Genomic DNA, 24,551 nt, shown 5'->3' with positions numbered 1-24,551 from the left:
GACAACTACCTATATTTCATATCAGGATTATTTATGTCTATGGATCTGGACGATCTGCAACTGCTGCTGGATGTGGCCGAGCTGGGCAGCTTCAGTCAGGCGGCGGCTATTCGTGGCTGGTCACAGCCGCTGGTGAGCCAGCGGATTGCCCAGCTGGAGGAGAGCCTCGGGGCGCCGCTGTTTCAGCGTCATCGACGCGGGGTGACGCCGACCCGTGCCTGCGAGGAGTTTCTCCCTGCCGCCCGTTCGGCGCTGGCCACTCTGAGCGAAGGGCGACTGGCACTGCAGGGGGCGCCTGCGCTGCCTTGTATCCGTCTCTCCAGTCTGCCATCCCTCACTTCGGTGGTGTTTGGCTCGTTATTGATGGAGCTGGTGGATGAGCCGTTTGAGATCCGCTGCACCACGGATCACTCCGGCGAGATCATGCAGTCGCTGCTGACCGGCGAGGCCGATATTGGCTTTGTACTCAAGCGTCCGCCGGTTGCGGGCCTGCAGATGGAGCTGCTCTGCTGCTCCCCCATCATCGCTATCGCCTCGCCATTGCATCCGCTGGCCGGTTGTCACGGCCTCACCCTGGAGGATATTGCCGACCAGCGGCTGGCGCCCCAGGTATGGGGGCCGGGGTGTGACGTTTTTATCCAGCAGTTGCGGCGGCTGCGGCGGGCCGCCAGCCCCCTGCATGCGGTGCAGCCCGCCAGTGCGGCGCGGGATCTGGCGCTGGAACACGGGTTTATCACCCTGATGCCGGAGCTGGCCATCAAGCGGGATCTGGAGGTGGGGCGGTTGGTCAGGCTCGATGTGGTCAATTTGCCGCAGGAGCATTGGGATGTGATGATGGCGTGGCGAGGTGGCAAGCGGCCCAACCCGGCCCGGGAAACCGTGTTGGCCACCGCCCGCACGCTGGCGAAACGGTGGCGCAATGAGTAGAGCGATGCGGGACAAGGCCCGCATCGGGTGGATCAGTAGCTGGCCTTGAGGGTCACGCCGCTGAACGCTGTAAACCCTGACAGTTGCACATGCCAGGTGCCTGCCTTGGGATTGGTGAACGAGCAGCTTTCGTTATTCCCCCCCTTGTAGGGGCGGCAGTCATAACTGCTGCTTGTGGGGGCGCTGCCAAAGCGGACGTAGAGGTCGGCATCTCCGGTGCCGCCGCTGCTGCTGATCTGCAGCGACCTGGTGCCCGCCGGTACGTTCAGGGTGTAGTTGAGCTTGCCACCCTTGCTGGCGGCGAGGTTGCTCACCGGCACGCCGTTTTGCAGTACGTTGTCGCTCGGTGGCGGCGTGGTGCCGCAACTGGCATCGACCCCGACGGTCTGGAAGGCCCGTGCCACATCCGCCTGACTGTAACCCAGATCGGTAGTCGCCCGGCTGACGCCGCAGGCCCCTTGCTGGTAGTTGGTGTTGGCGCCCCAGTAGAGGCGGTTGGCCAGCAAGAACACTTCAAATGCCTTGCGGGTGTTCCAGCCACTGCTGGTGGCGAGCAGGTAGAAGGCGCGGTTGTAGACCCCGGAGCTGTGGTGTACATCCATCCCCTCCTGATAATCCGCGGCATGGCCGATGGATCTGCCATCCCGGGTCGGATCCTCGAAGTAACGCAGGGAGCCGTTGCCCTTGAATATCTGCGCCCCGACCAGCCAGTCGTTGCTCCCCTTCATGTAGAACTCGGCCGCTTCACCCGCCATATCGGAGAAGGCCTCGTTGAGGCCGCCGGATTGTCCTGAATAGATCAGCCCGGAGTTCTGTTCGGTAAAGCCGTGGCTTACCTCATGGGCTGCCACATCGAGGCTCACCAGCGGGTGGAAGGTGGTGGCGCCATCACCAAAGGTCATCTGGCTGCCATCCCAGAAGGCGTTCTCGTAATTCTTGCTGTAGTGAACCCGCATCTTCAGTTTGAAGGTGAGGGGCGCCGTGTTGTACCAGTTGCGGTACATGTCGAACACTACGTTGCCGAAGTAGTGGGCGTCGTTGAGGGGCGAGTAGGCGCCGTTGATCTCCTTGACCCGGTTCTCCGGGCAGGTGAACTGGTGGATGGCACCGCCTGAGGTGGCGTGGTTGAGGTTGATGGTATCGACGTTGGGGCTGGTCATCCGGCATTTGTCATCGACGATGAGCGGGCCAAAGTCGGTGCCGTAGACGTATTTGCCGGTCTTGATGTTGCCCCCCGGGCCGCTGGCATCCTTGTGGTTGATCCCCTCCCAGCGTTTGAGCTCCTCACCGCTCTGGGCATCAAGAATGACGAAGGGGCGGCTTGGCTTGTCACCTTCGGCGATGAAGGAGACCTGATAAACCAGCCGGGCCAGCCCGTTCTCATCCTGCATCACATAGAGTTTGACCTGCTCGTTACTCCCCTTGCTGCCCGCCTTGGCCTTGCTAGTTGCATCCTGTGGCGAGAGGGTGGCGGCCGGGCTTGCCACATCCTGATCGATCTGGCGCAGCATGCGCCCGCTGGCCTGTTGCAGCTGGCCGTTCAGGCTCTTGTCAGCCACGATGACCTGACCCATTACCGGGATGCCGTTCCAGACCTGCTCGTAGCGGATCCGCTGCTGGCCGTTGGGCAGCTTGACCACCCGCACCTGACGAAACTCGCCATCTTCCAGCTGCAAGGTACCACTCGCGGCACTGAGGCCTGTCATGGCCCGGATGCCGTTTGCCGTTACGTTGATCTCTACCTCTTGCGCCGCCAGTGCGGCGCTTCCCCAGCAGGCCAGCGCAACGGCCAGATAAATTTTATTCATCTCTTCTTTCCTTAAATCGATGAGGTTGATAAACCGACCGAAGGTCGGGCGTTTTGAAGCTAGTGCCGGTGGGGGAAAGTGCCCCCTGTCAAAAGTGACAGCGCAGCACAAAGGGGTAGCAGGATCTGCCAAAGTGCCGTTTGTGGGCATTCTTCGGCGCCATGTGGAGAGCATTATCCGGTTTCAGACACCCACCCTCCTCTTTTGAGGGAGGAGAGATCGTGCGCTGTCACCCTCTGCGAAGCCTGCCGGAGGAGGGCCGTAAAAGTGGCTGGCGCGGCCAGTGGCGATTGGCTACATTGGGTGCTTGTTCGCTATTTGATCACTGATTTGAAAGGAGAATCCCATGTTTTCATGGCAGTTGGACGACGAGCTTGCGCTGCTCTTCTTGCAGCCAGATATGGCGAGCGAACTGTTTGCCCTCTGCAATGACAACCGGGAGTACCTCTCCCAGTGGCTACCCTGGCCGCCACTGATCCAGCGCCCCGTCGACAGCGCCCTCTTCATTTGCAGTGCCATCGAGAAGTTCGCCCGCGGCGAGGGGCTCACCACCGCCATCGAATATCAGGGGGAGGTGGTGGGGGTCATAGGTTACAACAGCATCGATCACGACCTTGGCAAGGTGGTCATTGGTTACTGGCTGGCGGAGCGCTGGCAGGGTAACGGCATCATCACCCGGGCCTGTCAGGCCCTGATCCACCACGCCTTCGAAGAGATGGGGATGGAGAAGGTGGAGATCAGCGCCGCCACCGATAACGAGCCCAGCAGAGCCGTCTGTGAACGGCTTGGGATGCAGCTGGAGGGGGTGACCCGGCGCGCAGAGCGGCTGGGCAACCGGATTGTGGACCATGCCCACTACAGCTTGCTGCGCGATGAGTGGTTAAGGCAGAGGGAGTCCTGATGGCGCTGCCACATATCAAGACGGCTCGTACCCACCTGACCATACTGTCGCCGGATCGAGCCCCCATGATGCTCGATTTCTACCGGCGCAACCGTGCCCATCTCACCCCCTGGGAGCCGCTTCGGGACGAGCACTTTTACACCCTCTCTTACTGGCATGCCCGGCTGCAGGACAGCTACAGCCAGTTCTTCAACGGCACCGGCGTCAATCTGGTGGCCCTCGATCCGGCTGGCGAGCGGGTGATCGCCACCTGCAACTTCAGCAACATCCTGATGGGGGTCTTCAAGGCGTGTCATCTGGGCTATGCCATCGACCAGCAGCATCAGGGGCAGGGGGTGATGAGAGAGGTGCTGTCAGCCGCAATCGACTACCTGTTTCGGGAGCACGATCTGCATCGCATCATGGCTTGCTATATGCCAGCCAATCAGCGCAGTGGCGCCTTGCTGGAGCGGCTCGGCTTCGAGCGGGAGGGATTCGCGCGGGCGTATCTGATGATCAATGGCCGCTGGGAGGATCACATCCTCACCTCGCTGATTAATCCGGCCCCCTGAGCGACAGATAAAAAAACGGGTCCGAAGTTGCCTTCGGACCCGTCTTCAAATGAGGTGCAGGCTTAGTTGGCCTTGGCATCGCTCACTGCAGCTTCAACCTTGGTAGCGGCTTCGGTAGCAGCTTTTTCTACGGTTGCAGTCGCTTCGGAGGTGGCCTTCTCTACGGTAGAGGTGGCTTCGCTAGCGGCTTTTTCTACAGTGGCAGCAACTTCGGCGGCCGGAGCAGCAGCAGGAGCTGCAGCTTTTTCTTCTTTCTGACCGCAAGCAGTCAACATCAGACCCAGGATACCGGCTACCAGTACTTTGTTCATGTGCATTCCCTCAAATAAATATGGAGAGATGGTCTGTGCAACCATCACAGCGCCCACCGTTGCCCGGTATTGAAACAAGAAGCCGGGAGGCAGCAGGCGGGCGCAATATAGCCCCATTAGTTACCGATGAAAACGGATATCACAATGACATTTTTTCGTGCCGTGGATAAAAAGCTCCACTGCAACGACTGATATCAATACAAGATGCCGTTAAATGGCACTAATTGCACAATAAAACACCTCTTTGATGCCATCTTGTGGCAGTTTGACAAGGTCAAGGTTGGTCAATAGCGGCCGATGACCCGCACCTTAGTCAGACAGCTTCTGACAGGGCAGCCGTTTTCCCTCAAGGTGGCTCTGACGGGCCAGATCCAGCAACGCCATCACCGCCAGCGCTTCACTTGCGGGCACCGGGTTGCTCCCTTCGCCCTTGATGGCGGCGCAGACACCGCGATAGTAGGCGCCATAATCCCCCGCCTCACCCACCACGCTCTGCTGCTGCAACTGACCATCGACAATGCGGCTGAGCTGACCGGGTTCACTATCCATGCCCCAATCCGCCGCCGGGGGCCGCTTGCCCAGCTTGAGCTGATCTTCCTGCACATCCATACCGAATTTCACGAACGAACCCTGGCTGCCGTGAATGACAAAGCGCGGCATGGTGGCTGAAACCAGACAGCTGCCATGCAGAATAACCCGCAGAGCACCGTAACCCAGCACCACATGGAAGTAGTCGTCCGCCAGTGCGCCGGGGCGCTGCTCGGCCAGATCGGCCTGTAGCCAGTCCGGCTGGCCGAACAGCAGCAGCGCCTGATCCAGTACATGGGGGCCGAGATCGAACCAGAGGCCGGAACCCGGGCCACCCGCTTCGCGCCAGCGCTGGCGCACTTCGGGGCGATAGCGATCGAAGTGCGATTCGAACTGGGCGATCTGTCCCAGCGTCCCCTCGCCAATCAAACGGCGCACGGTGAGAAAATCCCCGTCCCAACGGCGGTTGTGGAAGATGCTGAGCAGTCGCTGCTGCTTTTCGGCCAGCTCGACCAGCGCTTGCGCCTCGGCCAGATCCAAGGCAAAGGGCTTGTCGATCACCACATGTTTGCCTGCCAGCAGCGCCTGGCGGGCGAGGGGGGCGTGGGTGTCGTTGGGGGTGGCGATCACCACCAGATCGACGGTCTCATCGCTTAGCACCTCCTCCAGTGAACCGACTCGGCAGCCGGGCAGATCGGCCTGCACCTTGGCGGCATCGCGGCTTACCACCCAACTCAGGGACAAGCCCGGCGTGGTGGAGAGGAAGGGGGCGTGGAAGGTCTTGCCTGCAAAGCCATAGCCCACCAGGGCTGCGTTGAGAGTGTGGCTCATCGGGAGTTCTCCGCTGACATCGAGTGAGTGGGGTTGCCATCGCGGGCTCTCTGCCGGATGGCCATGTGCTGTAAAGGCGATACAAACGAGAAGGGGGCCGATGGCCCCCTGAGTGTGCCCATCAGAGCACAGGATTTATTGCAAACACAAGCGGCGACCGCGTCGGGTCATCAGCATCACCAAGGGCGGCAGCAGCAGCCACATATGCAGCGCCAGCTGGCTCAGCGGGTCGTGCATCAGGGCGCCGGTCAGACCAACCAGGGCGCCGGAGCCGCTCATCTGGAACAGGCCGAGCAGAGCCGCGGCGGTACCGGCGCAGTGGCCGAACGGTGCCAGCGCCATCCCGGCAGCCGAGCCCAGAATCATGGCAAAGCCGATGCTGGAGAGGAATACCGGCCCCATCATCGCCAGCGGATGTTCGATGTGCATGGCCAAAGTCAGGATGATGGCCGAGAGCATCAACACCAGCAGACCGATGCGCAGGGTGCGTCTTGGCCCCACCTTGGCGATAAAGCGCGGCGCCATGAAGCAGGCCAGAATGTTGAGGGCGGCGTTGGCGGTAAACCAGTAGCTAAAGCCGCTCATATCCAGCCCCAGTTTCACCATCAGCTGCACCGGTGCGGCGGTGACATAAGCGAGGATCACCGCCATCGCCAGCATGCACAGCGCCGCGTTGAACAGGAAGCTGGGGGAGCGCAGCACCGGGCTGTAGCGCGACCAGCTGATGAGGGCCCCTTCGCTGCGAGTCTCTTCCGGACGGGTCTCCGGCATCCGCCACATCAGCCAGCTGCCGACGATGAGCGCATAACCGGCCATAAACCAGAAGTTGGCAGACCAGCCTGCCTTGGCGGTGAGCCAGCCACCGAGCAGGGGGGCCAGCGCAGGAATAAAGCAGATGGCGCCATTGAGATAGGAGATCATCTGGCCGCTCTTTTTCGGGCCGTAGCTGTCACGTACCACCGAGAAGGCGGCGACCGAGGTGGCGCAGGCGCCGAAGCCTTGCAGCACCCGGGCCAGCATCAATTCGCCGAGGCTGGCGGCAAAACCGGCCCCCAGCGCGCTCAGGCCATAGAGCAGCACGCCGCCCAGCGCGATGGGCTTGCGACCGTAGCGATCGGCCAGCGGGCCAACAAGCAGTTGCCCCAGCCCCATGCTGAACAGGAACCAGGTGATGGTGCCCTGCATCAGGGTTACTTCGGCACCCAGCTGCTCGGCCATCTGCGGAATGGCGGGCAGGTAGATGTCGATAGCCAGCGGACTGAACAGCACCAGTAGTACGAGTAAAAGTATCAATGGCATCTGTCACCTCTTTAGTCAGCCAGGTTAATGAATTGGGGCGCGAGTCTACTGACTCACAGTAATGAATAGAAATGGTATTTAATCACTTTGGTTATTCCATTATGGAAACATGTATTAAAAAGCTGGTTATTCGATGGCGGCAAATCCCCCGTAACCCCATCACAGCGGGTGTAATTGACGCTTTTACTAAACGCTTGCGCCGCATAGAATGCGCAGATTATTTTTGCGGAGGTGCTCGATGAACAAGCTTGTCCTGGCAACAGGTAACCAGAAAAAGGTGAAGGAATTGGCCGCCATGCTGGCCGATATGAAGATCCAGGTGATCCCACAGAGCGAGTTTGCGGTCTCCGATGCCGATGAGACCGGCACCACCTTCGTCGAGAATGCCATCATCAAGGCCCGCCACGCCGCCCGCATTACCGGTCTGCCCGCCGTGGCCGATGACTCCGGACTGGAAGTCGATCTGCTGCAAGGGCGCCCCGGCGTTTACTCCGCCCGCTTTGCCGGTGTGGGTGCCGGCGACAAGGCCAACATCGAGAAGCTGCTCGGCGAGCTGCAAGGTGCCCCCGAGTACCTGAAGAGCGCCCGCTTCTGGTGTGTGCTGGTCTATATGCGCCACGCCGATGATCCCACTCCCATCATCTGTCAGGCGAGCTGGGAAGGGATGATCATCGACGAGCCGCGCGGTCAGCACGGTTTTGGCTATGACCCGGTCTTCTTCGTGCCGGATCACGACTGCACCGCCGCCCAGATGCCCGCCGAGCTGAAAAACCAGCTGAGCCATCGCGGTCAGGCGCTAGCCAAGTTAAAAGCGGCGCTGGCTGCGGCGCACTGAGCCAATTCGCCACCTTGTTGGTTACACACGGTCAATTACACATAGTCATCTACAATGGGGGCCTTGAGCCCCCGTTTTATTGGAAGCCCCATGCTGCAACTGCCGCCGCTCTCTCTCTATATTCATGTGCCCTGGTGCGTCCAGAAGTGCCCTTACTGTGACTTCAACTCCCATGCCCAGAAGGGGGAGTTGCCTCACCTCGAATATGTCGCCGCTCTGCTGGAGGATCTGGATCAGGATCTGAAGTGGGCGCAGGGACGGCCGCTCTCCTCGATCTTTATCGGCGGTGGCACTCCCAGCCTGTTGACGGTGGAGGCGATGCAAACCCTGCTGGACGGGGTGCGGGCCCGTATTCCGCTCTCCGCCGATTGCGAGATCACCATGGAGGCCAACCCGGGCACGGTGGAAGCGGACAAGTTCGCCGGTTTCCAGCGTGCCGGCATCAACCGTATCTCCATCGGGGTGCAGAGCTTCCAGCAGGAGAAGCTGACCCGCCTCGGCCGCATTCACGGCCCGGAAGAGGCGCGCAAAGCCGCTGCACTGGCCCACGCCATCAAGTTGCCCACCTTCAATCTGGATCTGATGCACGGTCTGCCGGATCAGAGTCTGGATGACGCCCTCTATGATCTGCAGCAGGCTATCGACTGCGCCCCGCCGCACCTCTCCTGGTATCAGCTCACCATAGAGCCGAACACGGCGTTTGCCTCCAAGCCGCCCAAACTGCCGGAAGATGACACCCTGTGGGATATCTACGAGCAGGGCCACGCCATGCTCACCGCCAGCGGTTATCGCCAGTACGAGATCTCGGCTTACGCCAAAGAGGGCTATCAGTGCCGTCACAACCTCAACTACTGGCGCTTTGGCGACTATCTGGGTATCGGCTGTGGCGCCCACGGCAAAGTGACTAATCTCGCGGATCAGCAGATCCTGCGTACCGCCAAGGTTAAGCATCCGAAAGGGTATCTGGACAAGAGCCGCCCCTATCTGGACGAGCAGTGGCAGGTGACGGCAGACGATCTGCCGCTCGAATACTTTATGAACCGCTTCCGCCTGTTTGAACCGGCTCCCAAGGCGGAGTTCGAGGCCTATACCGGCCTGCCGCTGGAGCGGGTCGAGACGGTGCTCGCCATCGCCCGGAGCAAGGAGCTTATCGAGGATCTGGGGGATAGCTGGCAGCTCACTTCTCTCGGCCATCGCTATCTCAACGTGTTGCTCGAACTGTTTATGGATGAGTGAAAACTGGCTCACAATCTGGCTGCGAAGCCGTGATCAAGGTTCATGCGCTGCTCGGAAGCCTCACGTATATCTATACGCTCAGGTTCCTGCGCTGCTCTTCACCTCGCTGACAGCTTCTCGCGACAGGTCGTGAGCCAGTTTTGGCGAACCGTGTTTCGAGATAACAATCAGGGCGCCAATGGCGCCCTGATTGTTTATGGTCGGTAGAAACCCGCTCAGCAGCAGACGCGGATCATCTGCTGTTGGCCGGGCTCCCACCGCTTGCCAAATTTGGCCTTGCGCTGGTAACTCCCCTTGCCCTTCTTGTTGCGCTCGACCCGGCTGCGAAACAGGGGATCGGAGAGCAGGGCATGCAGATGGTTATCCTTTATTTCGCCGCGCTGATGGGCATAGTGGCCCCCTTGCGCATTTTCCTCACGGGGGAGGGCGGGTTGGTCGACCCGAATTTTGGCCATGATGGCTCCTCTTCTTTTCTCTTGGTGTGTTGATTCTTGTGTCTGGATGGCGGTTTTCGCTGCGGGCGCCTGTTCAGGCTAGCGCCCGGCAACCGGATGCACTGGCTCCGGTTAAAAACGCGGCGATTTTGTCACCAAATCGCCGCCGGAGCAATGCGTCGGCGGCGCCGAGTCAGTCACACTGAGCCAGGCACGCTCAGTCAGGCATACCATATCAGCCGTGAACCTGGTCATGCTGGTCGTGGCTGTGATGCTCGTGATGGGCCGGGGCACCAGATTCCAGCGTTTCGAGGATGGCGCAGTGCTCCGCCGAGCGCGGCCCGCCGCAGCAGATATTGGAGAGCTCTCGCAGGTTGTCGCGAAAGCGGGTCAGTTCGATGATCTTCTGCTCCACCTGGGCCAGCTTGGTGTCGGCCACCGCTTTCACCTCCTGACAGGTGACTTTGGCCTTGTTGGTATCGAGGTCGAGCAGCTCGCCGATATCGGCCAGCGAGAATCCCACCGACTTGGCGCGGATAATAAACTCCAGCCGCCGCTTGTCCTGCTCGCTGTAGAGGCGGTAGCCGGATTCGTTGCGGATCCCCGGTGAGATAAGCCCGTTCTTCTCGTAAAAACGCAGGGTATCTGCCTTGACCCCGCACGCCTTGGCCAGTTCACCGATCCGATACATGCCCTTTTCTCCCCTTGAATGTATGCCGCAACAAAAACCGGAATCCACTATCACCCCTTTGCCCATGGATTGCCAGCCAAGGGCATAAAAGGGGCAGATAAACATCTCCTAGCGACCCTTTTTCCCATAAAACACTGAAAGTGCAAACGTTTCGAGAAAATCAAGTGGAAAACGTTTAACGCCGCGCCAAATAAGGCTTTGCTGTTTCAAAAAATCCACCACAGGTCACATTTTTTGTGTAGAATACGCGCCCATAACAGAGCGCCGCACCAAGCGGGCATTTCCTAAAACGCTTTTGCCGGATGTCGGGGCGAGAGTGGTTTGCGAAATCCCCCACTTCCATTTATTTGGGGACTCTCTGTGTTGAGCCTCGCCTCCCATGGAACGGTCCCCGTTATGTTGAGGACGATAGTGTGATGGAACAAGCTCGACCCATTCGCCGTGCACTGCTGAGTGTGTCTGACAAAACTGGCATTCTGGAATTTGCCAAGGCACTCAACGAGCGTGGTGTTGCCCTGCTCTCCACGGGCGGTACCGCCAAGCTGCTTGGCGAGGCGGGTCTGCCGGTGACCGAGGTCTCCGACTACACGGGTTTCCCTGAAATGATGGATGGCCGGGTCAAGACCCTGCATCCCAAGGTTCATGGCGGCATCCTCGGCCGTCGGGATCAGGATGACGCCATCATGGCCCAGCACGCTATCTCCCCCATCGACATGGTTGTCGTCAACCTCTACCCGTTTGCTGCCACCGTGGCCAAAGCGGGCTGCACCCTGGCGGATGCGGTCGAGAACATCGACATCGGCGGCCCGACCATGGTGCGTTCTGCCGCCAAAAACCACAAAGATGTCGCTATCGTCGTCAAAGCTGCTGACTATGATCGGGTTATTCGCGAGATGGATGCCAACGGCAACAGCCTGAAACTGGCGACCCGTTTCGATCTTGCCATCGCAGCCTTCGAGCACACCGCCGCCTACGACGGCATGATCGCCAACTACTTTGGCACTATGGTGCCTTCCTACGGTGACAACAAGGAGGGTGACGAGGAGTCCCGTTTCCCGCGCACCTTCAACAGCCAGTTCATCAAGAAGCAGGACATGCGTTACGGCGAAAACAGCCATCAGGCTGCCGCCTTCTACGCCGAAGAGCATGCTGCTCCGGGTTCCGTCTCCAGCGCTATCCAGCTGCAGGGCAAGGCGCTCTCCTACAACAACATCGCTGATACCGATGCTGCGCTGGAGTGTGTTAAGGAGTTCGACGAGCCGGCCTGCGTCATCGTCAAACATGCCAACCCCTGCGGCGTGGCCATTGGTGATAACCTGCTGAGTGCCTACGATCGCGCTTACCAGACCGACCCCACCTCCGCCTTTGGCGGCATCATCGCCTTCAACCGCGAGCTGGATGGCGCCACTGCCAAGGCCATCGTCGAGCGTCAGTTTGTTGAGGTGATCATTGCCCCAACCGTCAGCCAGGAGGCCCGCGATGCGGTCGCTGCCAAGCAGAACGTGCGTCTGCTCGAATGCGGTCAGTGGACTGCTCCGGCGCAAGGGGTTGACCTCAAACGCGTCAACGGCGGCCTGCTGGTACAGGAGCGGGATCTCGGCATGGTGACGCTGGGTGACCTGACCGTGGTCAGCAAGCGCCAGCCGACCGAGGCCGAGCTGCAGGATCTGCTGTTCTGCTGGAAAGTGGCCAAGTTCGTCAAATCCAACGCCATCGTCTACGCCAAAGATGGCCAGACCATCGGCGTCGGCGCAGGCCAGATGAGCCGTGTTTATTCGGCCAAAATCGCCGGTATCAAGGCGGCGGACGAAGGGCTGACCGTGGCGGGCTCCGTGATGGCCTCCGATGCCTTCTTCCCGTTCCGCGACGGTATCGATGCTGCCGCGCAGGCCGGTATCTCCTGCGTGATCCAGCCGGGTGGCTCGATGCGCGATCAGGAAGTGATCGATGCCGCCGACGAGCACGGTATGTGCATGGTCTTCACCAACATGCGCCATTTCCGTCATTGATGGGTCAGGGGCTGCCGATGGCGGCCCTTTTGTTGTCTCTTTTCAACTGACTATTTCCACTGACTGACGGCCCGGGTGGCCGTCCAGTGACCACAAATAGAAGCGAGCGATACGATGAAAGTACTGATCATTGGCAACGGTGGCCGTGAACACGCCCTGGCCTGGAAGGCCAAACACTCCCCGCTGGTGCGTCACGTTTTTGTTGCGCCGGGCAACGCAGGCACCCAGCTTGAGCCGGGTGTCGAGAACGTCGCCATCGAGGCGACCGATATCGAAGGGTTGCTGGCCTTTGCCAAAGAGAAGCAGGTCGGCCTCACCATCGTCGGGCCGGAAGCGCCGCTGGTGAAAGGGGTGGTGGATGCCTTCCGCGCTGCCGGTCAGCCGATCTTTGGCCCGACCGCTGCCGCTGCCCAGCTGGAAGGCTCCAAGGCTTTCACCAAGGATTTCCTGGCCCGTCACGCCATTCCGACCGCCGAGTACCAGAACTTCACCGAAGTGGAGCCTGCGCTCGCCTACTTGCGTGAGAAAGGCGCCCCCATCGTCATCAAGGCCGATGGTCTGGCGGCGGGCAAGGGGGTGATTGTCGCCATGACCTTGCAGGAAGCGGAAGACGCGGTGCGCGACATGCTCTCCGGCAATGCCTTTGGCGAAGCGGGCTCCCGGGTGGTGATCGAGGAGTTTCTGGAGGGTGAAGAGGCGAGCTTCATCGTCATGGTCGATGGCGAGCACGTGCTGCCGATGGCCACCAGTCAGGATCACAAGCGGGTTGGCGACGGTGATACCGGCCTCAACACCGGCGGTATGGGGGCTTACTCCCCGGCGCCGGTAGTGACCGCCGAGGTACATCGACGCGTGATGGAGCAGGTGATCATGCCGACCGTGCGTGGCATGGCGGCCGAAGGCAATGTCTACACAGGTTTCCTCTACGCCGGTCTGATGATCGACGGCGCAGGCAATCCCAAGGTGATCGAGTTCAACTGCCGTTTCGGCGATCCAGAGACCCAGCCCATCATGCTGCGGATGCAGTCCGATCTGGTAGAGCTCTGCCTGGCCGCTTGCGCAGGCAAGCTGGATCAGAAAGAGGCTATCTATGATCCCCGCGCCGCCATCGGCGTGGTGTTGGCGGCGGGTGGCTATCCCGGCGATTACAGCACCAACCACCCCATCAGCGGCTTGCCGGTGGATGAAGTGGCGGGCGAGAAGGTGTTCCATGCCGGTACCCGCTTGGAGGGTGATACCAGCCTGACCGCTGGCGGCCGCGTGTTGTGCGCCACCGCCCTCGGCCACACTGTGGCAGAAGCCCAGCAGCGTGCCTATCAGCTCGCTGGCCGCATCAAGTGGGATGGCGTCTTCTACCGCAAGGATATCGGCTGGCGCGCCATTGCTCGCGAACAGGAGTAACTGACGCACGCAAATGGCCAGCTGATTCAGACCCCGCTACGGCGGGGTTTTTTGTCCCTGTTTACCGCTTTCAACCATCCTCATGCTGCGTGTCACCCGCGTTCAATCAGTTACCAAGCGCAAACAAGCGCGGCATATCTGTCACTATTTGCCACAAAAAACAGCATTTTTCACAAACGTTTCACCATGAGTCATGGCATCATGCTGGTGATGAATTCTTGTTTGGATTCATAAGTACCCCTAACAATTCGAGCATGTCGTTATATAAGGAAATCCCATGTTGAAAACCGTCCGCCCCCTGCTGCTGCCCCTGATGTTTGGCCTGATGACCCTGCCTGCCGTGGCGGGTGATCTGGAACAGCCGATGAAGAAGATTGGCTTCAACTACAAGCAGGCCGTCAAGGCTGATGATGCAGCCACCATGGAGAAGCACATCAACGAGATGAAGGCCCAGCTGGATGTGGCCAAGCAGAAGAACATGCCGGCCGCCAAGAAAGAGAAATTCCTTGAAGGGATGAACGAGGTACAGACCGAGCTGGACGCCAGCCTGGCCGCACTCAAGGCGGGTGATGAGGCCAAGGCTCGCGAACATCTGGCCAAGGTCAACGACCTGAAGAAGGAGTACCACAAATATGCCAAGCAAAAAGGGTGAGCCCTTTCGCTGGGATCCGCTGGTTCGCCTGACCCATTGGGGCTTGGCGGCGGTCTGCATCGGCAACCTCTGGGTTAACGAAGCGGGCGAGGAGTGGCACGAGTGGCTGGGTTACGGTGCCATTGGGCTGGTCTCCTTGCGTCTGCTCTGGGGGCTCACTTTCGCCCGTGGCTACGCTCGCCTTGGTGCCCTCATCCCCAGCGGTGAGGATTTTCGCCAGCAAGCGCGCGAGATGCGTGAGCGGCAGCCTCCGGCACCGGGTCATCACGGTAGCGGCAAGCTGGCCGTGTGGGCGCTCTGGCTGGTTGTGCTGGCCACCGCTGGCAGCGGCTGGTTTCAAAATACCGAGACGGGATTTGAACTGGGGGCTGACGAGTGGCATGAGTGGTGCGTGGTGGCGCTACAGGGGCTGATCGGTCTGCACCTGCTGGCCATCGTCTTCACCTCCTGGCGTCAGCGCAGCAATCTGGTTACTCGGATGCTACCCGCCGGGCGTCGCTCATCCATCCAGAGGGGCAGCAACGAGCAAACCTGAGGCTCAGCATTAGGCTCCTTGTCTCTGAGTGAGGCGCCTGATCCGGACCCTGCCCAGACCCGCCCATGGCGGGTCTTTTCTATGACCTCATCGAGCTCATCACTGGACATTGCTCGATCCGCAGATGCAAAAAGGCCGCTCATCATGAGCGGCCTTTTTCAATTTGGTGGCCCCTGGGGGACTTGAACCCACGACCAATCGATTATGAGCGTGGGAAAAACGCATTTTACTGTATTTATGTACAGTATATGATGTTATATAAATCAATGTCTTAGAACGTATCGCTCATTTTATGACCTTCCCTGATCTTCCCCTATATTCTCCCTCTGTCATATCCTATAGGTATCCTTTTTCGACCAATCGATTTCTAGGATACCTGGATCGATTGGTCGGCCAAGAGCAGGCTAGCCAGGGAAAGGAGCAGCAAACGCCACTCCCCCCCTTGGGCCAAAAAAGGTCGCATAGGGTTTAAATATTGAGGTTACAGAGGTTACAAGGTTACAAGTCTCTACAGGCCACGGTTTTACTGGGTTTGTTTGTAACCTCACCATAAATAGTCAGAGGTTACAGAGGTTACAAGACCTGTCTTGCCTGCCCTTCCTCTGGCTAGCCTGGTTTGTAGGGGGAAGATGAAAGCGTTCAAATTCACCAAGGCCACGATCGATGCACTGCCGCGCGCACCTGAGGGGAAGCAGGTCGAGTACTGTGATGCCATGGTGCAGGGGTTGAGGCTTCGGGTCGGGGCCACTGGAACCAAGTCGTTTAGCGTGGCCAAGAGGAAAGAGGGGCGCTTTATCAGGGCGACCTTGGGGCGCTATCCGGCATTGACCATCGACATGGCCCGCGCCAAGGCGCTGGAGATCCTGGGAGAGGTGGCCATCACTGGCCAGAACCCCAACGTGATCCGCCGCGAACAGGACAAGCTGAAAGTCACCCTGGGCGAGGCGATAGATGCCTACCTTGCCAGCCGTGGCGACCGGATCAGAACAGAGACGGCCAAGCACTACCGCGCCGATCTCAACAACTACTCCGGCGACTGGATGACGATCCCCTTGGTCAAACTCACGCGGGAAAAGATCGAGGTTCGCCACAAGGCCATCACCGAAGGGTTGCCCAGTGCCTGGCACGGCGCATCGCCAGAGTTTCGCAAGGCGGGCACCGGAAAGGGCAGCAAGGCGCAGGCTGACCGCTGGGCACGCACACTGCGGGCCGTGTGGCGCTTTGCCCGTGATCACTATCGGGATGCCAATGATCGGGTCATGCTGCCCGAGCCACCGACCGAAGTCCTGAGCAGCAAGCGGCTTTGGCACAACACCCCCAGACGCAACGACCGGATCCGCACCCATGAACTGAGGCGCTGGCTGGATGCTGTGGAGCAGGTCAGGCAGCACGCCATCGACTGGCGGGACGATACGACCGCCACCGTCTGCGATGCCATCGACATGGCGCTGTTTACGGGATTACGCCGCGCTGAAGTATTCCAGCTCACCTGGGATCGGGTCAGCATGAGCGGCGGCTACTTCTGGATTGACCAGACCAAGAATGGTGATCCGCTGGAGCTGCCGATCACCGATACCCTGCTCACCATTTTCCGCCGCCGTTGGCACTGGAACCTGAAACAGAGCCGGTTTGTGTTCCCTGGTCGTAATCCGGATCGCCCCATCCATGAGCCGCGCCGTGTCATAGCCAAGATCTGTGCGGCTACTGTACCTAACCCCAACCCTGATGGCCTGCCGCCGCTCGAGTTCAAATGCCACGATGCCCGCCGTACCTTCGGCACCGTGGCCGAACTGGCCGAGGTCGGTCAGTACACCATCAAGCGCCTGATGAATCACCGCACATTGCGCAGTGCAGATGTCACCCAGGGTTACATCCACTTCACCGCAGACGAGCTGCGCAAACCGGCAACCAGGATTGAACGGGATATTTTGGAATACGCAGGCCGCTTGGACAGTAAAAATAATGCCAATAGTAATTTATTAACCATTTTCGCCACACTGCCAGAAACAGAACAACGCCGGTTATTACTAAGTCTGCATGGCGTGGCCGACAACGAGAGAGGAAAAGACCTTGTTTAAAGCTAGCTATATGGAGAGTGAAGAGTTTAAGCATTCCATAAAAAATGGAGATATGCAGGTTAAACTATTTTCTTTTTTCAAGAGTGATAAATTTAAAAACGTAGTAAAGTTGACCTCAAAAGAATTGATTGAACAATTACATTTGAGAGCGAATATTTATGACCTTCTAATAAAAAATGATCCCGCAGCAGGATATTATATAGAGCCTTGGGTGAGGATGTGCAAATCTGACTCTCTGATGATTATCAGACCAGACGATATAGAAATTGATGTGTATGAGTTTATGAAGGGGAAAATGGAACCTCACGAGGTTTCAGAGTTAATAAAGCAGACTGGCATATCAGAGTTCACCACACTACGGGAACTCCGTACCAAAACAAAGCAGTTCCAGGCATTTATTAATGATATTGTCTTGGATGAGCCTAGGGTGCTGTCACATCTGAATAGCGTGACCCCTCTTTCAGTTGGCAAGGTCTACGAGATGGCCAACATAGCTAAGGAGCTGGAGTTAAGCCCTGTCGATTCATTCAGCGCACATTATAAAACCAAGGCATGCGTGGATGCTTTTGCATCTGAACCTAATTATTCTCCTGGTGATAATATTGTTGTGTCGCTCAACTTGAGTCACTACACGAACAGGGAGATCCTGGAGGATATGGGCAGATTGCTTGATAAGTGGCGCCAAGAAAGCGCTATCGATTATTGCCAAGATGGAGTCAAGGCTAGCAATAATGCGTTGCGGAAGGCTCTAACCAATAAGTACCTCATGTTATTGGATACCATGATTGCTAATCAGCTCTATCCTGGTCTCATTAATGATGAGGTAACGTTGGATTTAGTATATCCGAATTTGAATATTGAGCCTGAATCGCTAAGGAAAACACATAGGAAAAACGCCCTGGCATTTGCTGATCACCAGTGTCTCAAAACGTGGGAAAGAACGCTTACTCATGCAGGTGTATGGAATATGCCGGTAGAGCAGGCAATAACAGAACCGTTCTAAATTCTCAAGTAAAAAAAACAGAGCTTCGTTTCTCCCTACTAATATCATGGCCCCCCAGAGAAAATTAGCACCATCAAAGCAATACTGGGGGTGCCAAGATGAAATCAGTAATAAACCAGAACACTCCGCAACGCCTTACTCGACGTGAGGCTGCCGCCTACCTTGGGCTGTCCGAGAAGACCCTTGGGGTCTGGGCCAGTAATGGCCGGTATGAGATCCCTTACTACAAGCTCGGCAACCGTACCCTCTACGAACGCGCCGATCTCGATGCGTTCCTCGCCTCCCGCAAGATGCTGCATTCCAGCAAACCCGCGAACTCCGTCCAATAACCAGGAGGTATGCACTATGCGCGTAATGTGCACCGAGTGCGGCCAATTAGGCCGTATCACCAAAACCAATCGCATGACGGTAGGGATCGCCAATCTCTATTGCCAATGCACTGATGCCAGTTGCGGTCACTCTTGGGTGTCCACACTGGCCTATAGCCACACCCTGAGCCCTTCAGCCAAGCGAGCCAGCGCCATGGCCATCGCACTGGCGCGAGGGCTGTCGCCGGAGGCGCACGCCCCGCTGTGTCAAAGCATGAACGAACGCCAAAAACAGCTGGATGAGCAGGCCGCTAAAGAGCAAAAAAAGCCCGTTTCAAATGATCGGTGGGTGCTATGAGTAGTCAAGTCAAAACCGGCTGGGTGTGCATCGCCACGGCGGGGCCAACACTGGATGGCCGCACTATTACCCCCGAGTGCCTGCGCGAGCTGGCCCAGACCTACAACCCGAGTTTCTATGTGGCCAACCTCTGGCCAGAGGGGGCACGCATTCGCCCACTTGGCTATGTGGATGCGGTGAAGGTGCAAGAGGAAGACGGCCAGCTCAAGCTGATGGCGGTACTTTGTCCGACCCTTGAGCTGATTGACCTCAACGCCAACGGCAGCCACGGCTTTTGCACCATTGAGGCGGCTGAAAACTTTGCAGGAACTGGCCAGTGGTATCTGGCGGGGGTCTCTGTCACCGACCAGCCGACCATCACGGGGCTGACCCAACTGCAATTCAGTGCCAAGCGGCCCGAGGCGCGCCCGCTCTTGGTGCCAGCCTCTTTGCCTGCGCCAGTCCCCACCAAACCGGTGAACCGGACACCAGACCCTGATCGCATGTTTAAGCAGCTGGAAACCTTGGTGTCGGATATCGACAGCATCAACAAAAAGCTCGCCAGCATGATGCCCTGCCCACCAGACCCGCCCACTGCTGGCCGCCGTGATAACCCCGACTCTGACAACACCTACCCCCTCTACTAAGGAGCCTTTCTGATGACCTTATCTGACCTGCTGCGCGATGTGCGCATGAGCTTTGCCCCCGCGCCGCAACCCAGTTTCGGCAACCTCGACAATGCCACCAGTTTGGCTCTGACGGCGGCCATTTTGCAGGCCGTCCCGTTCCTGTGGATGGTCTCTATCTTGGGGGTGGATGACCCGCACGCCCCGCGCTTTGACCCGCTCAAGCCAACCCTGCGCAGTGGCCGCAAGGCGCAAGCGCGTTTCATGGTTCCGGCCAAGCCGAGCAAGCGCGCCCACCAATACGAAGAGATGGACAGCAGCGTTATCTGGACATGGCAACAGCTGGCCCAAATGCTAGAAGGGCTCGACCAAGCCCAGGTTAACGCCCTGCTCGAAGAGCTGGCCTTGGCCGCCTTTGGTGATGACTTGATACGGGTCGGCTTCCATGGCCAATCTGCTGCCGTCAATACCGACCCCGTTGCCAACCCCAACGGGGAGGATGTGATGGTGGGCTGGCCCGCCTTGGCCAAGGCAGCTGACCCCGAGGGGCTGCGGGTGCTGCGCGATGCGGTCACCTTCTCCACAAGCGGCAAGGGCGATTTCACCGACCTCGACAGCATGGTCTATGCCCTGATTGAGAAGCTGCCCGAGGCGTACCGCCAAGACCCGCGCTTGGTGGTGATGGTCGGTGGCGACCTGCTGCGCGCTCACCAGAAAGCCCACCTCAAGGCCGGACAGGTGCGGGATAAAACCCAGCGCATGAAGATTGCGGACTTGGGCTTTGTCTCGCACCAGCATATGCCAGGCACCTATCTGGCCATCACGCTGGCCGAGAACCTGCAGGTGCTCACCGTCAACCACACCCACCGCCTCACGGCGGGCGACATTGACGACTTGGCCAGCTGGGGCATTCGCTACAACCGCGCCCAGACCTACGCCTTGGGCGAGCCAACCGCCTACGCCGCTTTTGATGCCATCACCCTTGTCACTGAGGAGTAACACGATGCAAGAGAATCCTTCTGTGCAGGCCGTGCCGACTGCCCCCGCAGCCACCCGAGCCAACCGACTGGATGAACACGTGACCCTGTTTCAAAGCGAACACAGCAAGCTGATGGAACTCGACCAAGAGATATTGACCTTGCGCGAGCAGCGCAAACATCTGATGGTGCAAATCCCGTCAGCCCAGGCGCGCCGCGAGGAGCTGCGTCAAGGACGGATAGGCCAGATGATGGGGGGAGAGGTCTCGCTGGAGGAGGCGCGGGAATACCGCGAATTGGCCGAGTTGATAGAGGATGCCCAAGCGGCGGCCAGCATGTCGGAGCGCCAAGAGAAACGCTTGGCATTGCCGCTCTATGATGCCCAGCGCGAAACCGACCTCGCCAAGCGGAGGGTCGCCGGATGGTATGACAACCACCTCGACAACAAGTTGGCGCCCGCCATCTTGAAACCGCTCAAACAACAGTTGGCAGAGCTGGCTGCGTTGACCCGTGCCAAAGGGTGCATCATGGGGCTCGAGGAGGCCCGCCGCTGGGCGCTTGCCGAGTTGGGGAGTGCTCTCAATGAGGCATTGAACGGCGAGCAGGTGGCGCTGGAGGGGGATAACCCCGCAGCACGCAAGGCGCTCATTACCTCAACCCGTCCGGAGTGCGCTGATCTGCTGGCGTTGTGTGACAGTCCAGGCAAACGGCAGCAGCTGAAAAGGGAGTTGGGGAAGTAACCGCCCAGAAAAACAAAAGGGAGCCTGCCAGGGCTCCCTATTTGCTTACCCCACCCCCAAATCCAGAGGAGCAAGCCCATGCACCATAGCAAAGCCCCTGATCCCCAGCAAGAGTTGCATCCACAGATCAATTCGGATAGCCTTCCCCGTGTCGCCTTAAGCAAGCGACAAGGCTGGCGGATTAAGCACCCGCAAGCAGCGACTCACGTAGGAAAATTTGCGTCCCTTTCCCCCATTTCTGGCATCTTGCCGGAGATCTATCCTGTTTTGGGGGCATGGGTCGGGAGCCAAAGAAAACGCCCCCACTGTGCCTGCCTACGTGAGCACTGCTTTGCGGCTACCCGATCCGCCCTGCGTCAACTTCACGTAGGGATAACCCAAATGATCTTCACCTTCCTGATCGCCACCCATGGCAAGGTCTCTGACCTTCACCGTATACGCACCATTTCTGCCGTCGCTGATACCGAAGCTCAAGCGCGCGCCAATCTGCCTGGCCTGCCGCTCGTGTTTGTTGCCCGTATTCCCAATGCGAAAAGGGGGCAAGCATGAACATCCATCAGAACACCTCAAAAGAGCTTACCCGCGTCACTGCTGAACTGGATACGTCAGTGTGTGCCCTTCATACCCTTTCCCATTTGTTGTCCGCTAGCGTGGATTGGGAGCGTAAGAGCCGCATCGACCATGAAGAGTTTACCTATGGCCTTTCTGGCCTGCTCAAGGCACTGGCGAAAGACATAGACACCAACTCTTGCCGGATCAGCGAGCTGAATGATCGGCTGCCTGGAGGTGAGTCATGACCTCTATCCGAATTGTCTCTGATGTCTCCCTGGCAGCCCGTGGGCAATGGCCCTTTATCCTGGCTGAACTTGGCCTATCAGTTCCCAAGCGTGGCCAGCATGGCCCATGCCCTGCCTGCGGTGGCAAAGACCGGTTTCGCCTGGACGACAAGGAGGGGCGGGGCACCTGGATTTGTTCCCAGTGCGGCGCCGGTGATGGCTTAACCCTGCTGGCCAAGGCCACCCACAAGAGCACCAAGGAGGCCGCCCAAGAGGTGGCCACCTTGCTCGGGTTATCCCCAGACGGTCTCGATGCAAACGAGGTCGCCGCCCGCCGACAGAACGCCGAGCAGGTAGCAGCCAAAGCCAGACAGGATGAAGAGAAAGCCAAGCGCAAAGCTTGCACCAGGGCCGCCTCAATCATGGGGGATTGCGTTAAGGGCCGTAGCCCCTATCTCTCCCTCAAGCACCTGCCCGACTGGCTGGCAGATACCAATCAGACCCTGATCCGAGAAGCGCGGCACAACTTCCCTCAGGGCTCCCTGGTTATCCCGCTTACTGATGAACATGATCAGCTGGTCAACGTCCAGCTCATCGACCCCCAGGGCGAAAAGCGCTATTTGGCCGGCGGCCAGAAAGCAGGGGCATTTCACCGGTTAACCGGCGGGCTACGGGTGGCAATCTGTGAAGGTTACGCAACGGGTGTCTCTGTCCATTTGGCGACAGGGGCAACTGTCTATTGCGCCATGGATGCAAGCAATCTGCTAGCCGTGGCGGAGATAGCCAAGCGCCGAGAAGGGGCAGAGCCGATCCTGATTGCCGGTGACAATGACGCCCATATTGATGGCAACCCTGGCCAAGCCAAAGCCCAAGAAGCAGCAACCGCGATAGGGGGGCTGATCTGCCTTCCTGGTGAAGCTGGTGACTGGAACGATTACCACCAGGCCCATGGGCTGCTCGATACCAAGAAGGCGATCATGACCTCTTTCGCAGATACCAAAACCCCAGCAGAACAAGCACCAGAGACACCAGAACTCCCCGACAACTACAGCATGGGGAAAGATCGCCTCTTTGCCATGGAGTGGCGCGGCAAGGGGGAGGAGGCCGAACGGGTGCCGGTGCCTATCAGTTCCCCGCTACATGTCAGGGCGATCACCCACACTGAGCAGGGCCAAGGCTTTGGCCGGTTGCTGGAGTGGCGGGATACCAATGGCAAGACCCGCCGTTGGGCAATGCCCATGCGCATGTTGGTTCACAAAGGTGGCGAGGAGGTATTCGGCCAGCTGGCGGAAAGCGGGCTCAGTTACATCAACATGAGCAAAAAGAACCTGCTGCGCGATTACCTGATGAGCTGCCAGCCGCAAGCCAGGATCACCTGTGTCGAGCGCACTGGTTGGCACAAGCGGGCCTATGTGCTGCCAAATGGCAACTTGGGGCCGGATGCCAACGAGGTGATCCTGCAAACCACCGGTTATGTGAATAACGACTTCATCACGTCCGGCACCTTGGCCGAGTGGCAATCCCAGGTTGCCGCCCTAGCGGTCGGTAATAGTCGGTTAGCCTTTGCCATGTCGTGTGCCTTTGCTGCGCCCCTGCTATCGCTGATTGGAGTAGAAGGGGGCGGATTCCACCTGAAAGGCGAGAGTACCGATGGCAAGACCACCGTGATGATGGCTGCTGCCAGCGTATACGGTCCAGAGGCGTTCGCCCATACCTGGCGAGCAACCGGTAACGCGATAGAAGGGATCGCCAGTCGCCGTAATGATGCCTTGCTGTGCCTGGATGAAATCAAGGAGGTGGATGGGCGAGAGGCTGGTCTGGTGGCCTATATGCTGGCCAACGGACAGGGCAAGGGGCGAAGCCGCCAGGATGGGGAACTGCGTGAGCGTAAGCAGTGGCGTCTGCTGTTCCTCTCAACCGGTGAGCTTTCCCTGGAAGACCACGCCGAGCAAGCAGGCCAGCGTACCTTTGCCGGTATGGAGATCCGCACTATCCAGATCCCGAGTGATACCGGCAAGCACGGTGCGTTTGAGGAGCTGCACGGCATGGCCGATGGCCGCCAGTTCGCTGATACTCTTCGTGAGCGCCTGCAAAGCCAATACGGCACAGCTTTTCGTGCCTATGTCGAGGCATTGGCCAATGACCTGAATGGGCATAGCGCATGGATGAAGGGGGAGATCCGCCGATTGGCCACGGCCATGACCCCAGAGGGTGCCGGTAATCAGGTCGGGCGAGCTATTAACCGTTTTGCCCTGGTAGCGGCAGCTGGTGAGCTGGCCACCCGCTTGGGTATCACTGGATGGCAAGCAGGAGAGGCCACCAAAGCCGCACGAACTTGCCTTGATGCGTGGTTGGCCGACCGAGGACACCTGGGCAATCAGGAAGACGCGGCAACCCTGCGCCAGATCCGCCAGTTCTTCACTGCTTACCAGTACAGCCGGTTTGCGGATTGGGATGATCCAAATCACAGGCCAGCACAGATGGTTGGGTACCGCCAAAATCCCAAAACCGGAAGTGAGGACAGTGTGATCTTCTATGTCCTACCTGAAGGTTGGCGAGAAATTACAAAAGGAAGGGACTACAAACGAGCTATCAAACTTATACATGAACAAGGTTGGCTTATTATTCATCATCAAAAAAAGCATCAATCTCTTGTCAGGTTGCCTGGTAGCGGTAAAAACCCGAGTAGAGTCTACAAAATAAATCACTGTGTCATCACTGAAAAATCAAGCACTACTTGACTTGATATCATTATGT

24 protein-coding genes and 1 pseudogene are annotated in these 24,551 nt (G+C 58.6%); 19 read left to right on the top strand and 6 right to left on the bottom strand.

The window, feature by feature from the left end; translation table 11 throughout:
* Positions 1-33 precede the first annotated feature (33 nt).
* Positions 34-927, top strand: coding sequence for a LysR family transcriptional regulator (locus tag AB5Y71_RS20020; protein ID WP_368172290.1), 894 nt, complete (start codon positions 34-36; stop codon positions 925-927).
* Positions 928-959: 32 nt separating this feature from the next.
* Here AB5Y71_RS20020 and AB5Y71_RS20015 read toward each other — a convergent pair whose 3' ends face one another.
* Positions 960-2,735, bottom strand: a complete 1,776-nt coding sequence (locus AB5Y71_RS20015) for a M4 family metallopeptidase (RefSeq protein WP_368172289.1) — start codon at positions 2,733-2,735, stop codon at positions 960-962.
* Between the two features lie 346 nt (positions 2,736-3,081).
* On the opposite strand from AB5Y71_RS20015, the gene AB5Y71_RS20010 reads away from it, so the two are divergent.
* Both AB5Y71_RS20010 and rimJ read left to right on the top strand, forming a co-directional pair.
* The gene (locus AB5Y71_RS20010; protein ID WP_368172288.1) at positions 3,082-3,636 is read left to right on the top strand and encodes a GNAT family N-acetyltransferase; all 555 of its coding nucleotides are present in this window, start codon (positions 3,082-3,084) and stop codon (positions 3,634-3,636) included.
* On the top strand, positions 3,636-4,187 hold the full coding sequence (gene rimJ / locus AB5Y71_RS20005; RefSeq protein ID WP_368172287.1) for a ribosomal protein S5-alanine N-acetyltransferase: 552 nt from the start codon (positions 3,636-3,638) through the stop codon (positions 4,185-4,187). The genes AB5Y71_RS20010 and rimJ overlap by 1 nt, the downstream gene beginning before the upstream one ends.
* Positions 4,188-4,249: 62 nt before the next feature.
* Here the strand turns inward: rimJ and AB5Y71_RS20000 are convergent, their stop codons facing one another.
* The 3 genes from AB5Y71_RS20000 to AB5Y71_RS19990 all read right to left on the bottom strand — a co-directional run bounded on the left by AB5Y71_RS20000 (position 4,250) and on the right by AB5Y71_RS19990 (position 7,156).
* On the bottom strand, positions 4,250-4,498 hold the full coding sequence (locus AB5Y71_RS20000) for a hypothetical protein (RefSeq protein WP_005340533.1): 249 nt from the start codon (positions 4,496-4,498) through the stop codon (positions 4,250-4,252).
* Positions 4,499-4,807: 309 nt separating this feature from the next.
* Complete coding sequence (locus AB5Y71_RS19995) at positions 4,808-5,857, bottom strand: oxidoreductase (protein WP_368172286.1); 1,050 nt, start codon at positions 5,855-5,857, stop codon at positions 4,808-4,810.
* Between the two features lie 135 nt (positions 5,858-5,992).
* On the bottom strand, positions 5,993-7,156 hold the full coding sequence (locus tag AB5Y71_RS19990; RefSeq protein ID WP_162506388.1) for a multidrug effflux MFS transporter: 1,164 nt from the start codon (positions 7,154-7,156) through the stop codon (positions 5,993-5,995).
* A gap of 238 nt (positions 7,157-7,394) precedes the next feature.
* Here AB5Y71_RS19990 and rdgB point away from each other — a divergent pair, with 238 nt between their 5' ends.
* Entirely contained in the window at positions 7,395-7,991 is a 597-nt protein-coding gene (gene rdgB / locus AB5Y71_RS19985) for an RdgB/HAM1 family non-canonical purine NTP pyrophosphatase (RefSeq protein ID WP_005340539.1), read from the top strand.
* A gap of 90 nt (positions 7,992-8,081) precedes the next feature.
* Entirely contained in the window at positions 8,082-9,227 is a 1,146-nt protein-coding gene (gene hemW / locus AB5Y71_RS19980) for a radical SAM family heme chaperone HemW (protein WP_368172285.1), read from the top strand.
* Between the two features lie 215 nt (positions 9,228-9,442).
* On the opposite strand, the gene AB5Y71_RS19975 is transcribed toward hemW, so the two are convergent.
* Both AB5Y71_RS19975 and zntR read right to left on the bottom strand, forming a co-directional pair.
* Positions 9,443-9,682, bottom strand: coding sequence for an alternative ribosome-rescue factor A (locus AB5Y71_RS19975; protein ID WP_100654533.1), 240 nt, complete (start codon positions 9,680-9,682; stop codon positions 9,443-9,445).
* Between the two features lie 214 nt (positions 9,683-9,896).
* On the bottom strand, positions 9,897-10,352 hold the full coding sequence (gene zntR, locus AB5Y71_RS19970) for a Zn(2+)-responsive transcriptional regulator (protein ID WP_368172284.1): 456 nt from the start codon (positions 10,350-10,352) through the stop codon (positions 9,897-9,899).
* Between the two features lie 416 nt (positions 10,353-10,768).
* Here zntR and purH point away from each other — a divergent pair, with 416 nt between their 5' ends.
* The 14 genes and pseudogenes from purH to AB5Y71_RS19900 all read left to right on the top strand — a co-directional run bounded on the left by purH (position 10,769) and on the right by AB5Y71_RS19900 (position 24,535).
* Positions 10,769-12,361, top strand: a complete 1,593-nt coding sequence (gene purH, locus AB5Y71_RS19965) for a bifunctional phosphoribosylaminoimidazolecarboxamide formyltransferase/IMP cyclohydrolase (RefSeq protein WP_368172283.1) — start codon at positions 10,769-10,771, stop codon at positions 12,359-12,361.
* A 114-nt stretch (positions 12,362-12,475) separates the two neighbouring features.
* Complete coding sequence (purD, locus tag AB5Y71_RS19960; protein WP_005341242.1) at positions 12,476-13,762, top strand: phosphoribosylamine--glycine ligase; 1,287 nt, start codon at positions 12,476-12,478, stop codon at positions 13,760-13,762.
* A gap of 277 nt (positions 13,763-14,039) precedes the next feature.
* Positions 14,040-14,414, top strand: a complete 375-nt coding sequence (locus AB5Y71_RS19955; RefSeq protein WP_005349056.1) for a cytochrome b562 — start codon at positions 14,040-14,042, stop codon at positions 14,412-14,414.
* A complete protein-coding gene (locus AB5Y71_RS19950) occupies positions 14,395-14,949 on the top strand; it encodes a cytochrome b/b6 domain-containing protein (protein WP_279497459.1) in 555 nt (184 codons plus the stop codon). Before AB5Y71_RS19955 ends, AB5Y71_RS19950 begins: the two co-directional genes overlap by 20 nt.
* Before the next feature lie 629 nt (positions 14,950-15,578).
* The gene (locus tag AB5Y71_RS19945) at positions 15,579-17,027 is read left to right on the top strand and encodes a site-specific integrase (RefSeq protein WP_043852300.1); all 1,449 of its coding nucleotides are present in this window, start codon (positions 15,579-15,581) and stop codon (positions 17,025-17,027) included.
* Positions 17,020-18,030: a DUF6387 family protein gene (locus tag AB5Y71_RS19940; RefSeq protein WP_368172282.1), complete on the top strand. Its 1,011-nt coding sequence runs from the start codon at positions 17,020-17,022 to the stop codon at positions 18,028-18,030. Before AB5Y71_RS19945 ends, AB5Y71_RS19940 begins: the two co-directional genes overlap by 8 nt.
* A gap of 98 nt (positions 18,031-18,128) precedes the next feature.
* A complete protein-coding gene (locus AB5Y71_RS19935) occupies positions 18,129-18,359 on the top strand; it encodes a helix-turn-helix domain-containing protein (protein WP_075116276.1) in 231 nt (76 codons plus the stop codon).
* A gap of 16 nt (positions 18,360-18,375) precedes the next feature.
* Positions 18,376-18,540, top strand: a pseudogene (locus AB5Y71_RS19930) (ogr/Delta-like zinc finger family protein); the annotation flags it as partial.
* A gap of 152 nt (positions 18,541-18,692) precedes the next feature.
* Entirely contained in the window at positions 18,693-19,322 is a 630-nt protein-coding gene (locus tag AB5Y71_RS19925) for a GPO family capsid scaffolding protein (protein ID WP_368172281.1), read from the top strand.
* Between the two features lie 12 nt (positions 19,323-19,334).
* On the top strand, positions 19,335-20,300 hold the full coding sequence (locus tag AB5Y71_RS19920) for a P2 family phage major capsid protein (RefSeq protein WP_368172280.1): 966 nt from the start codon (positions 19,335-19,337) through the stop codon (positions 20,298-20,300).
* Between the two features lie 4 nt (positions 20,301-20,304).
* Entirely contained in the window at positions 20,305-21,018 is a 714-nt protein-coding gene (locus AB5Y71_RS19915; protein ID WP_368172279.1) for a hypothetical protein, read from the top strand.
* 381 nt (positions 21,019-21,399) lie between these two features.
* Positions 21,400-21,567 (top strand): host cell division inhibitor Icd-like protein, encoded by a 168-nt coding sequence (locus AB5Y71_RS19910; protein WP_236663931.1) that lies wholly within the window; start codon positions 21,400-21,402, stop codon positions 21,565-21,567.
* On the top strand, positions 21,564-21,815 hold the full coding sequence (locus AB5Y71_RS19905; protein WP_368172278.1) for a hypothetical protein: 252 nt from the start codon (positions 21,564-21,566) through the stop codon (positions 21,813-21,815). Before AB5Y71_RS19910 ends, AB5Y71_RS19905 begins: the two co-directional genes overlap by 4 nt.
* On the top strand, positions 21,812-24,535 hold the full coding sequence (locus tag AB5Y71_RS19900; protein ID WP_368172277.1) for a DUF927 domain-containing protein: 2,724 nt from the start codon (positions 21,812-21,814) through the stop codon (positions 24,533-24,535). Before AB5Y71_RS19905 ends, AB5Y71_RS19900 begins: the two co-directional genes overlap by 4 nt.
* Positions 24,536-24,551 lie beyond the last annotated feature (16 nt).

The sequence above is a fragment of the Aeromonas sp. R9-2 genome, assembly GCF_040908025.1.
GTDB classification, from domain to species: Bacteria; Pseudomonadota; Gammaproteobacteria; order Enterobacterales; family Aeromonadaceae; genus Aeromonas; species Aeromonas veronii.
Note: the sequence above shows the minus strand (reverse complement) of the source record. Positions and strands in the feature narration are given on the sequence as shown.